8 protein-coding genes are annotated in these 11,574 nt (G+C 64.2%); 5 read left to right on the plus strand and 3 right to left on the minus strand.

What is annotated here, in order from left to right; all coding sequences use genetic code 11:
- Positions 1-151 precede the first annotated feature (151 nt).
- Both argE and ppc read left to right on the plus strand, forming a co-directional pair.
- Complete coding sequence (argE, locus tag G5134_RS00805; protein WP_065018342.1) at positions 152-1,297, plus strand: acetylornithine deacetylase; 1,146 nt, start codon at positions 152-154, stop codon at positions 1,295-1,297.
- Between the two features lie 215 nt (positions 1,298-1,512).
- Positions 1,513-4,146, plus strand: a complete 2,634-nt coding sequence (gene ppc, locus G5134_RS00810) for a phosphoenolpyruvate carboxylase (protein ID WP_065018343.1) — start codon at positions 1,513-1,515, stop codon at positions 4,144-4,146.
- A gap of 645 nt (positions 4,147-4,791) precedes the next feature.
- Here ppc and G5134_RS00815 read toward each other — a convergent pair.
- Both G5134_RS00815 and metB read right to left on the minus strand, forming a co-directional pair.
- The gene (locus tag G5134_RS00815; RefSeq protein WP_065018344.1) at positions 4,792-7,260 is read right to left on the minus strand and encodes a bifunctional aspartate kinase/homoserine dehydrogenase II; all 2,469 of its coding nucleotides are present in this window, start codon (positions 7,258-7,260) and stop codon (positions 4,792-4,794) included.
- Positions 7,260-8,432 carry a cystathionine gamma-synthase gene (metB, locus tag G5134_RS00820; protein ID WP_065018345.1) on the minus strand — a complete coding sequence of 391 codons (1,173 nt, stop codon included), beginning with the start codon at positions 8,430-8,432 and terminating at the stop codon, positions 7,260-7,262. The genes G5134_RS00815 and metB overlap by 1 nt, the downstream gene beginning before the upstream one ends.
- 208 nt (positions 8,433-8,640) lie before the next feature.
- Between metB and metJ the strand changes: the two genes are divergently transcribed.
- The 3 genes from metJ to G5134_RS00835 all read left to right on the plus strand — a co-directional run bounded on the left by metJ (position 8,641) and on the right by G5134_RS00835 (position 10,174).
- Entirely contained in the window at positions 8,641-8,964 is a 324-nt protein-coding gene (gene metJ, locus G5134_RS00825) for a met regulon transcriptional regulator MetJ (RefSeq protein WP_005308521.1), read from the plus strand.
- 34 nt (positions 8,965-8,998) lie between these two features.
- Entirely contained in the window at positions 8,999-9,751 is a 753-nt protein-coding gene (locus G5134_RS00830) for an AraC family transcriptional regulator (protein ID WP_065018346.1), read from the plus strand.
- Positions 9,752-9,835: 84 nt separating this feature from the next.
- Entirely contained in the window at positions 9,836-10,174 is a 339-nt protein-coding gene (locus G5134_RS00835) for a tRNA-binding protein (protein WP_019840797.1), read from the plus strand.
- Positions 10,175-10,254: 80 nt separating this feature from the next.
- Here the strand turns inward: G5134_RS00835 and G5134_RS00840 are convergent, their stop codons facing one another.
- The gene (locus G5134_RS00840; protein ID WP_065018347.1) at positions 10,255-11,526 is read right to left on the minus strand and encodes an aromatic amino acid transport family protein; all 1,272 of its coding nucleotides are present in this window, start codon (positions 11,524-11,526) and stop codon (positions 10,255-10,257) included.
- Positions 11,527-11,574 lie beyond the last annotated feature (48 nt).

Here is an 11,574-nt window from a genome sequence, read left to right on the forward strand (position 1 = left end):
TATAGATCAGGTGACAGAACATTAACTTTCCCTTACAACTAGAAGCCTTGTCGATGAGCCACGTATTCAGGCAAACTTACAGAATATTCATGCACTCACTTTGCATTTGTATTTTCTAACAGAAACATTCCGGGGAAGCAAGGAGGAGCAGGTGGCCAATCTGGATTTTTTTTCACTCTACAAGAATATTATTGCGATTCCGTCCATCAGCAGCACGGATCCCCGCTGGGATCAGAGCAATGAGGCGGTGATCCGGCTGCTGGCCGACTGGTTCGGTCAGCTCGGCTTTCAGTGCGAGGTGACCGCCCTGCCCGAGCTGCCGGGCAAGTTCAATCTGGTGGCGACGATAGGTCAGGGTGAAGGGGGGCTGCTGCTGGCGGGCCACACAGATACGGTGCCGTTCGATGAGGGAGCCTGGCGCAAGGATCCCTTCAAGGTGACCGAAGAGGGCAACCGCCTCTATGGCCTCGGTACCATCGATATGAAGGGCTTCTTCGCCTTTATCGTCGAGGCGCTCAAGGAGATCGATCTCAAGACGCTCAACAAGCCGCTGCGCATCCTGGCCACCGCCGATGAAGAGACCACCATGGCGGGGGCCCGCGCCATCGCCGCTGCAGCTGAGCTGAAACCCGACTATGCGGTGATCGGCGAGCCGACCGGACTGGTGCCGGTGGTGGCCCACAAGGGGCACATGTCGGAAGCCATCCGCATCACAGGCAAGAGCGGTCACAGTTCGGATCCTGCCAACGGCGTCAACGCGCTGGAGATCATGCACCAGGCTATGGGCCAGGTGCTCAAGCTGCAGCACAGCCTGAAGGAGAAGTACGCCGACCACAGATTCGCCGTGCCTCAGCCGACCCTGAACCTCGGCTACATCCAGGGGGGCGACAGCCCGAACCGCATCTGCGGCTGCTGCGAACTGCACATCGACATGCGCCCCACTCCGCAGGTGGGCCCAGACGAGCTGATGGGCATGCTCAAAGAAGCGCTCTCCCCCATCGAGATCCACCAGCCGGGCTGCCTGCACCTGCAGCACCTGCACGAGCCCATCCCCGCCTACGCCTGCGCCGATGACTCGGAGCTGGTGCGCGAGGCCGAACGGGCCAGCGGGCGGGCCGCCGAATCCGTGAACTATTGCACCGAGGCCCCCTTCATCCAGCAGCTCGGTTGTGAAACCATAGTGCTGGGGCCCGGCCACATCGCTCAGGCCCACCAGCCGGACGAATATCTCGATCTGTCGTTCGTCAAACCGACCACCAGCGTATTGCAGCACCTGATCCGCCGTTTCTGCCTCTGAACTGACGGGAATGTAAGTAAGTTACATGACATCGCACCTCGGGACAGGTGATGGAAATACATGTTCTGAATCGGCCTGTTATTTGACCTTGCGCAGACAATCTGGGTAGATTGTCACCCTAAGATGACGGAGCATATGTTGTAATCGCACAACAATAAGTGAGGTCGTCTCGCACCCCGGATGGGTGTCAGGCACCAACAAGATAAGGATGTGGAATGAACGAAAAGTACGCCGCACTACGCGCCAACGTAGGCATGCTGGGTCAACTGTTGGGCAAGTCCATCAAGGATCATCAGGGACAGGCCTTCCTCGACAAGATCGAAACCATTCGCCAGCTGGCCAAATCCTCCCGCAAAGGCAATGAGACGGACCGGGAACGTCTGCTCGACACCCTGCGCAACCTGAGCGACGACGAGCTGCTGCCGGTGGCCCGCGCCTTCAGCCAGTTCCTCAACCTGGCCAACGTGGCCGAACAGTTCCACACCATCTCCCGTCGCTGCGAAGAGCAGGTCTGCACCCCAGATCCGCTCGAGCAGATGTTCGACAAGCTGAAAGCCTCCAACCTGTCGCAGGAAGCCATCATCCAGGCGGTGCGCGAGCTGGATATCGATCTGGTGCTGACCGCCCACCCCACCGAGGTGACCCGTCGCACCCTGATCCACAAGCATGTGCAGCTCAACGACTGCCTCGAGGCGCTGGAACTCTCCGATCTGCTGCCCCGCGAGCGGGACAAGATCCTCAATCGCATCGAACAGCTGGTCAACCAGGCCTGGCACACCAACGAGATCCGCGAACAGCGCCCGACCCCGGTGGACGAGGCCAAGTGGGGCTTCGCCGTGGTGGAAAACAGCCTGTGGCCGGCCATCCCCGAATTCATGCGCAATCTGGACGAGCGCCTGCAACACCATCTGGGTGTGCGGCTGCCGCTGGATGCCGCGCCGGTCAAGTTCACCTCCTGGATGGGCGGTGACCGCGACGGCAACCCCTTCGTCACCGCCAAGGTGACCGCCGAAGTGCTGGAGCTGGGCCGCTGGATGGCGGTGAGCCTGTTCTACAAGGACATCAAGGAGCTCACCTCCGAGCTCTCCATGGCCGATTGCACTGACGCCGTGCGTGCCCGGGTCGGTGATAACCCGGAACCCTATCGCGCCCTGGTACGCGAGCTGCGCGAGCAACTGCGCGAGACCCAGGAGTACCTGACCGCCAAGGTACAGGGCCAGGCGAGCGAGAGCCGGGATCTGGTCAAGAGCACCGCCCAGCTGCGCGAGCCCCTTGAGCTCTGCTACCACTCCCTGCATGCCTGCGGCATGGGCAACATCGCCGACGGCATGCTGCTGGACGTGCTGCGCAAGCTGGCCTGCTTCGGCATCCACCTGGTCAAACTGGACATCCGTCAGGATGGCGAGCGTCACGGCCAGGTCTTCTCCGAGCTGACCCGCTACCTGGGTGTGGGCGACTACGCCGAGTGGAGCGAAGAGGACAAACAGGCCTTCCTGCTGCGCGAGCTGAACTCCCGCCGCCCCCTCATCCCGAGCGACTGGGATCCCAGTGCCGAGACCCGCGAGACCATCGACACCTGTCGCGTCATCGCCCAGCACGACCCCGATGCATTCGGCATCTACATCATCTCCATGGCCGGTGCCCCGTCCGATGTCTTGGCGGTCCAGCTGTTGCTGAAGGAAGCCGGCTGCAAGTTCCGCATGCCGGTGGCCCCGCTGTTCGAGACCCAGGAAGACCTGATGGCGGGCACCGCCGTGATGGAACGCCTGCTGTCGGTGGACTGGTATCGCGGTTACATTCAGGGCCGTCAGTACGTGATGATCGGCTACTCCGACTCCGCCAAGGATGCGGGCATGATGGCCGCAGGCTGGGCCCAGTACGCCGCCATGGAATCCCTGGTGGCGCTAGCTGAAGCCAACAACATCCGCCTCACCCTGTTCCATGGCCGCGGCGGTACCGTCGGCCGTGGCGGCGCCCCCGCCCATCAGGCGATCCTGTCGCAACCCCCGGGCTCCCTGCGCGGCGGCCTGCGGGTCACCGAACAGGGGGAGATGATCCGCTTCAAGTTCGGCCTGCCGAAGGTGGCCATCCAGAGCCTGAACCTCTACACCAGCGCCGTGCTGGAGGGGAACCTTCTGCCGCCGCCCAAGCCGAAAGAGAGCTGGCGCGCCGTGATGGAGCAGCTGGCGTCTGTCTCCTGCGATCACTACCGCAGTATCGTGCGCGGTCACCCGGACTTCGTGCCTTACTTCCGCGCCGCCACCCCGGAGATGGAGCTCGGCAAGCTGCCGCTCGGTTCCCGCCCCGCCAAGCGCAAGCCCAACGGCGGTGTCGAGAGCCTGCGCGCCATCCCCTGGATCTTCGCCTGGACCCAGAACCGGCTGATGCTGCCGGCCTGGCTCGGCGCCCACAAGGGATTGCAACAGGCCATCGACGACGGCCAGAAGAGCGTGCTGGACGAGATGAGCCGTCAGTGGCCCTTCTTCCGCACCCGTCTCGAAATGCTGGAGATGGTGTTCCTCAAGGCTGACGTCTGGCTGGCCGAGTACTATGACACCCGGCTGGTGCCCAAGGAGCTGTGGGGCCTCGGCAAACAGCTGCGTCAGGAGCTTGCCGACTCCATCCAGGTGGTGCTGGAGCTGCGCCCGCAGGGCGACTTGCTCGACGACCAGCCCTGGATCAAGGAGTCCATCAAGCTGCGCAACCCCTACACAGACCCGCTCAACGTGCTGCAGGTCGAGCTGCTGGGCCGCTCGCGCAACCACCCGGAAACCCTGCATCCCGAGCTGGATCAGGCGCTGATGGTCACCATCGCCGGTATTGCCGCCGGTATGCGCAACACGGGTTGATAATCGGGGCTATCAAGCTCCCCTCAATGACAAAGGGCGCCTCGGCGCCCTTTGTCATATCGACAGGGCCCGCTGGAGCCATGTTGCCGGAGAATCCTTGGTCGTTAGGCGTTGCCATGGAATCGCAGGGTCGATTAGCTATCAGGGGCAATCGCCCACTTTACAGCTTTAGAGGATGGTGGATGCAAGCCTGCCGGTCTTGAAGGGGTTTCGCCCGCCCTTCGGGCTGGGGCGAGTGACTTTGGAAAGACCCAAAGTCACCAAAGGTCTTCTCCCCCGCTTCTTCGCCCGACTACGTCGGGTTCCTTCGTCTCACCCGCTTGTCCGACGGCATGCGCCGACGGGCCATCCATGGCCCGGCACCGCTCGCTCGACATCCTGTCTCGCAGCCTGAACAAGCGCTCTCGCCTCAGCGAATAAGAGGGGGGAACCAATACCGTGCCCCTTCTTGACCAGTCTGTGCAGGCGCAATATCCGCTCATGCTACCTGTGCAACTCCGGTTACTACCTGACTCCTGCCTGCAACCTGTTGAAGAAGCTCAAAACGGGCCGCTTACGGGATAGGGAAATCAACCGGCAGACCTGCAGTTAAACAATAAAAAGAGGCGCCACTGGCGCCTCTTTTGCTGAACGGCTTGTCCGCTGTTACAGGCTGGCACAGATCTGCCAGAGATCGTACTGGATGGCGGCGGCCGTCACTTCTCGGCCGGCCCCCGGGCCCTGAATGACCAGCGGGTTGGTGCGATAGCTGTCGCTCTCGATGGCGAAGATGTTGTCGCACGGCAGCAGGTTGGCGAACGGGTGGTGCGGCTCCAATGCCTCCAGCCCGACCCGCGCCTTGCCGTCGTGCTCGAAGCGGGCGACGTAACGCAGCACCTTGCCGACCCGGCGCGCCCCCTCGAAGGCGGTCTGGATCGGGTCATCCAGTTCCTTGAGCCTGTCCATGAACTGATCCGTGCTCACCTTGCGCAGGGCCACCGGCACCAGGTTCTCCAGCTCGATGTCGGCGGAGTCGAGCTCGAAGCCCGCCTCCCGCGCCAGAATAAGCAGCTTGCGGCGCACATCCTGGCCAGAGAGATCCTCGCGGGGATCCGGCTCGGTCAGGCCGTGTTGCCACGCCTCGTCCACCAGCTCGGAGAAGGGACGAGAGCCATCATACTGCTGGAACAGCCAGGAGAGGGTGCCGGAGAAGATGCCGGAGACCCCCTGGATGCGGTCGCCGCTCTGGCGCAGCATCTGGATGCTGGACTGGATCGGCAGCCCAGCGCCCACGGTAGCGTTGTAGCGCCACTGCACCTGATGGTCGCGGCAGGTCTGCTTGATGCGCTGGTAGAACTCGCTGTCGGCGGCGCCGGCAAACTTGTTGGCAGCGATGATGTGAATGCCGAGCTGGGCAAAGTCCGGGTAATAGCGGCTCACCGTCTCGCTGGCGGTCATGTCCAGCGCGATCAGGGTATCGAAGCCGTGCTGCTCCAGCTGGGCCAGCAGCTCGGGCCAGATCAGCGGCTTGGGATTGAAGTTGTCCTGCACCTTGAGCGGATCCAGTCCCTCTTCATCCAGCAGGCCCCCTTCCGAGCTGAACACCCCGTAGAGGGTGAGCGCCAGGTTCAGTTCATGCTCGAGCCGCACCTTCTCGCGAGCGTAGAGATTCAGCCAGTGACCGCCGATGTTGCCCTTGCCGAACACCACCAGACCGACCCGGTTCGGGCGGCTGAACAGGGCGCTGTGCAGGGCGATCAGCAGCGGCTCCAGCACCACCTGGCGCAGCACGGCCACCAGGCTCAGGCCATCTTTGGCCACCTGCACGAACTCCAGCGGCTGATCCGCCAGCAGCTGGTAGAAGCGGTGACACTGCTCTGCGTTGTCGGTGACGCCGGCCCCCACCAGCGCCACCAGGCTGTAGCCTTCGCGCTGGATAAGAGCGGTGAAGCTGCCCTGCAGCTGGAAGTCGCGCAGCAGCTCGAACGCACCCTGCGCCACCTCCAGGGTGTAGGCGAGGCGCAGGATCCGGCGATCCGGCTGGCGCTGCAAGGTGAGCGGGTTGAGGCGATGGCGGGCCAGATAAGCCTCGATGGTTGCCACTGTCTGCTCAAAATCAGTCTGCGGCAGCACCTTGAGCTCGATGAGGGCGATCTGATCCACCGAGGAGACGATGCGGGCGCCGCCGGAGCGGGGGGCACGGCGCAGGATGTGAGTGCAGCCCTCGTCCGGGTTGTAGCTGCAGCGCAGGGTGAGCCGCTGGCGGCTGTCGGCCACCGGCTGCAGGGTGCGCGAGTGCAGCACCGAGGAGCCGAGGCGGGCCAGCTCGTTGGCTTCGGCCAGGCTCAGGCGCTCCAGCAGGCGCGCCTCCTTGACCCGGCGCGGGTCGGCGCTGTAGACCCCGGCCACGTCGCTCCAGATGGTGGTGGATTCGCCGTCCGCCAGCAGGGCCAACAGGCTGGCGCTGTAGTCGGAGCCGTTGCGACCGAGCAACAGGGATCGTCCCTCCATGTCGGCGGCGATAAAGCCGGTCACCACGATGCGGCCGGCGTGTTCCGCCAGCCGCGCCTTGAGCAGTTCGCTGGAGAGGGCGGTATCCACCTTGACCAGGGCGCCATCCTCGGCGCGCAGGAAACTGCGGGCATCGAGCCAGATGGCCTTGTCACCGCGACTGGTGAGCAGGGCCGCCAGCAGGCGCGCCGACCACACCTCGCCAAAGGCGAGCAGACCGTTGCGCTCGAAGCGGTCAAACTGCCCCTCCAGGGTCTTGGCGATCAGCTGCATGTCGTCCGCCAGCTGCTGGCTCAGTTCGAGGTGAAGCTCTCCTTCCAGCAGACCGTCGATCAGGCTCTGCTGATAGGCCTGCAGGGCCGAGATGGCCTCGCCGGCGGCTTCATCGCCGGCTTCGGCCAGCTCCACCAGCTGGATCAGCCGGTTGGTGGTCTTGCCGGCAGCGGAGACCACCACCAGCTCTCGCCCGCCCCCCTGCTGCTCGGCTTGTTGTTCGAGAATGCTGGCGACCCGGCGGTAACAGACCGGATCCGCCAGGCTGCTGCCACCGAATTTGTGGACGTGACGTCGCTTCAAGCCTGCTTCTGTTGCCACCGCGATCTCTCCTTGTTGCTGCTGTTCCATTACTTCGCCACCTGCTGTGCTTGCTGTGCCTGTGCAAACGCCTGGGCCAGATCGGCCACCAGATCCTCACCGTGCTCGATACCGACCGACAGGCGCAGCAGCTGGCTGCTGATGCCTGCCGCCTGCTGGGCGGCCGGGGTCATGGCCCTGTGGGTCATGCTGGCCGGATGGGCCACCAGACTCTCCACCCCGCCGAGGGATTCGGCCACCGAGAAGAGGGTGAGGGCCGCCAGGAAGGTGCGAATGCCCGCCTCGCCGCAATCGAGCTCAAAACTTAGCATGGCGCCGAAACCGGACTGTTGACGGCGCGCAATATCGTGGCCCGGATGGCTCGGTAGGCTGGGGTGATAGATGCGTTTGACCAGCGGTTGCTGCTGCAGGAAGGCGAGGATGCGGTCGGTGTTCTCCTGATGGGCGCGCAATCTGGGGGCCAGGGTGCGCAGACCGCGCAGGGTAAGGTAGGAGTCGAACGCCCCGGAGGTGAGCCCCAGACAGTTGGCCCACCACACCAGGGAGTCGGCCAGCTCGGGATCCTTGGCGATCGCCACCCCGCCCACCACGTCCGAGTGGCCGTTGATGTACTTGGTGGTGGAGTGCACCACCAGGTCCGCCCCCAGCGCCAGCGGCTGTTGCAGCAGCGGCGAGAGGAAGGTGTTGTCCACCGCCACCTTGGCGCCCGCCGCATGGGACGCCTCGGCGATGGCGGCGATGTCCACCACCCGCAGCAGCGGGTTGGAGGGGGTCTCCACCCAGACCAGCGCCGGTTTTTGCGAGAGCGCCTCGGCCAGTGCCGCCGCATCCCCCTGATCGACGAACTGCACCCGGTAGTGGCCCTTGGCCGCCAGGTACTCGAACAGGCGCCAGGTGCCGCCGTAGCAGTCGTGGGGGGCGATCAGCAGATCCCCCGCCTTGAGCAGGGCGGTGGTGACCAGATGGACGGCCCCCATGCCGGTGCCGGTCACCACGGCGCCGGCGCCCCCTTCCAGGGCCGCCAGGGCGTCCGCCAGATTGGTGCGGGTCGGGTTGCCGGAGCGGGCATAATCGTATTGACGGGGCTCGCCAAAGTCGGCAAAGGTGTAGTTGCTGGAGAGGTAGATGGGCGGCACCACGGCACCGTGTTGCTGGTCAGTCTCAATCCCGGTGCGCACTGCCTGGGTGGCCTTGTGGGTCATGTCACTCTCCTTGATGTCTCTTCACACGCTGGCATGCTGTTTCTGCCACGCGCCATCCCGCCATTGCAGGCTCATGGTGACCCACACTACGCCAGCTTAAAAAGGCCGTCAACACTTCCAGACGTCTAAATGGCTTTGCTGTTGGATTGCCATTGATTTCCTTAAGGGTTAAAATCCGCGCTCACGGCTAAATGAGAACAGGTGGATCATGGGTACAGAGTGGAACGGCGACTACGTCAGCCCCTACGCGGAGCACGGCAAGAAGAGCGAACAGGTCAAGAAGATTACCGTCTCGATCCCGCTCAAGGTGCTGAAGGTGTTGACCGATGAGCGCACCCGCCGTCAGGTGAACAACCTGCGTCATGCGACCAACAGCGAGCTACTCTGCGAAGCCTTCCTGCACGCCTTCACCGGTCAGCCGCTGCCCTGCGACGAAGATCTGCGCAAGGATCATCCGGACAGCGTCCCTGCCGAGGCGCGTGCCATCATGGAAGCGCTGGGCAAAGAGATCGAAGATTTCGACGCCGAGTAATCTGCAGCAGATGCCAGACAGCAAACCCCCTTCGATGACGCGGCCCCAGGCCGCGTCATCGCTATCCACCCCTTTCAGCCTGCGTCGCTACCAGAGCGACGTCTGCAGCCACAGCCACGACCATGCCCAGCTGGTGATCCCCCTCGACGGTCCCATCGAGATCGAGGTGCAGGGCCAGGGGCGGCGGCTTGCGCCCGGCTTTGCCTGCATCATCGCCCCCGGTGAGCGGCACGACTACGCTGCCGATCCGGCGCTCTCGTTTCTGGTGCAGGAGAGTCACTGGCTGCCCGGCGAGCTGGGCGAGCGCCCCTTCATCGAGCTGGACGAGGCTCAGCGCCACTACCTCGCCTTCCTGCACCGCATGGTGGCCGAGGGGCGCCACGTGGCCGGCATGGAGCAGGTGTGGCTGGGTCTGCTGGCAGACGCGCAGCAGGCAGGCTCGCGCGGCCGTGCCCGCCTCGCCCCGCGCATCGGCAAGGTGCAGCGTCATATCGAGGCCCATCTCGCCGAACCTCTCAGCAACGAGCGGCTGGCCGCCATCGCCTGCCTCGGCCAGAGCCAGTTCAAGCACGCCTTCCAGCAGCAGGTGGGGATGAGCGTCTCCCACTACATCCGGGCGCGGCGCATGGCACTGGCGCGTACCCTGCTCGCCCACACCGCCCTGCCCGTCGGCGACGTGGCCAGCCGCTGCGGTTACCAGAATCAGGGGGCATTCGGCGAGCGCTTCCTGGCCGAAACCGGAGTGACCCCTTCCCGCTGGCGCCAACAAAACGGCCGCTTGCCGTAACCGGGCGGCCGTTTGCCGAAGACGGCGCAGGTGGTTTCGAGGCATGCTGAGGCTCATGCAAGGTATGGGCAACGAGGAGCCAAGATGCAGACCATAAGCTGGCAGGATTTCGAGATGGTGGAGCTCAGGGTGGGCACCCTGGTGCGGGTCGAGCCCTTCCCCGAGGCGCGCCGCCCGGCCTACAAGGTGTGGGCGGATTTCGGCCCCGAGCTCGGGGTGCGCAAGAGCAGCGCCCAGATCACCGACCTCTACCAACCGGAGGATCTGGTGGGCCGCCAGATCGTCGCCGTGGTGAACTTCCCCCCCAAGCAGATAGGCCCGATCCAGTCGGAGTTTCTGCTGACCGGCTTCTACCGGCCGGATGGCGCCGTGGTGATCGCCATCCCCGAGCAGGCGGTGCAAAACGGCGCCAAGCTAGGCTGAGGCCACCACCGGACGGATACAAGAGAGGCGACCCAAGGGTCGCCTCTCTCTTTTGCGCTTTTGCGGCTGGTTGCCCGCCGTTACTTCAGCAGGCTGAAGATCAGCGCCGACACCGCCAGCGCGCCGGTCAGCAGGATGAAGCCGTTGGCCCAGCGATGGCGGAAGCGCGCCAGCGCCTCCACCTTGTAGATGGCCACCACCGGCATGATGAACAGGATCATGGCGATCACCGGGCCGGAGAGGGTCTCCATCAGCCCCAGGATCCCCGGGTTGATGATGGCGGCGCCCCAGATGGAGAAGAACATCAGGGCGATGCCGAGCTTGTCCGCCTTCGCCAGCGACAGGCCGGTGGGCTTGGCGATCAGGCTTTTCAGGCTCTCGCGGGCACCGAGGAAGTGACCGAGGAAGGAGGAGCTGATGGCGATGAAGGCGATGAGTGGCCCCAGGGTCACGATCACCGGGTTGTCGGTGATGTTGGCAAGATAGGAGAGTACCGAGACGTTCTGGGCCTTGGCCTCGGCCAGCTGGGCCGGCGAGAGGCTCAGCACGCAGGAGAAGACGAAGAACAGCACGAAGCCCACCAGCATGACGGTGGTGTTGCGCAGGATCAGACTGCTCTTGGCTTCCGCCTGCTCGCCGTACTCCCGGCGCTGCACGTTGGCAAAGCCGGAGATGGCGGCGGCGTGGCTGAAGGCGAACACGGTGACCGGCAGCGCCAGCCAGACGGTGTTGAGGAAGCTGCCGCCCTCCAGGCTGCCCAGCTGTGGCCACTGCCACTGGGGAATGAGGTAGCAGGAGAGCGCCGCCAGGATGGCCGCCAGCGGATAGACCATGACGGCAAAGGCGCGCAGCATCGCCTTCTCACCGGCCAGCATCACGGCGATCATGGCGAACACCAGCATGCCGGAGAGCATCACCCGGTTCGGGGTCGCCATGCCGAGCTGATTGATCATGAAGCTCTCCACCGTGTTGGTCAGCCCGACCCCGTAGATGAGCAGGATCGGGAAGATGGAGAGGAAATAGAGCGCCGAGATGAGGCGGCCGGCCATCTTGCCGAAGTGCTCCTGGGCCACCTCGGTGAAGTCGGCGTGGGGGCGCGAAGAGGAAAGCACAAAGCGCGCCAGCCCGCGGTGGGCCAGGAAGGTCATGGGGCCGGCCAGCACGGCGACTATGATGAGGGGCCAGATCCCGCCCAGACCCAGGTTGATGGGCAGGAACAGGATGCCGGCACCGACGGCGGTACCAAACAGGCTGATGACCCAGTGGGTGTCGTGGCGGCGCCAGGGGGTGGCGCTGACGGTGGTGGAGCGGGAACCGGACAGCTCCCCTGTGACATCTACAGATAAACTCATTACTAATTCACTTTTTGTCAGTGTTTTAATCTGAGTTCATTGTGGTTT

The sequence above is a fragment of the Aeromonas sp. 600276 genome (assembly GCF_049175815.1).
Taxonomy (GTDB): domain Bacteria; phylum Pseudomonadota; class Gammaproteobacteria; order Enterobacterales; family Aeromonadaceae; genus Aeromonas; species Aeromonas dhakensis.

Excerpts from the sequence above, each read along its gene's own strand:
- G5134_RS00840 (WP_065018347.1), bottom strand. The coding sequence starts at position 11,526 with ATGAGTTTATCTGTAGATGTCACAGGGGAGCTGTCCGGTTCCCGCTCC.
- ppc (WP_065018343.1), top strand. The coding sequence starts at position 1,513 with ATGAACGAAAAGTACGCCGCACTACGCGCCAACGTAGGCATGCTGGGT.
- metJ (WP_005308521.1), top strand. The coding sequence starts at position 8,641 with ATGGGTACAGAGTGGAACGGCGACTACGTCAGCCCCTACGCGGAGCAC.
- metB (WP_065018345.1), bottom strand. The coding sequence starts at position 8,432 with ATGACCCACAAGGCCACCCAGGCAGTGCGCACCGGGATTGAGACTGAC.
- G5134_RS00830 (WP_065018346.1), top strand. The coding sequence starts at position 8,999 with ATGACGCGGCCCCAGGCCGCGTCATCGCTATCCACCCCTTTCAGCCTG.
- G5134_RS00835 (WP_019840797.1), top strand. The coding sequence starts at position 9,836 with ATGCAGACCATAAGCTGGCAGGATTTCGAGATGGTGGAGCTCAGGGTG.
- G5134_RS00815 (WP_065018344.1), bottom strand. The coding sequence starts at position 7,260 with ATGGAACAGCAGCAACAAGGAGAGATCGCGGTGGCAACAGAAGCAGGC.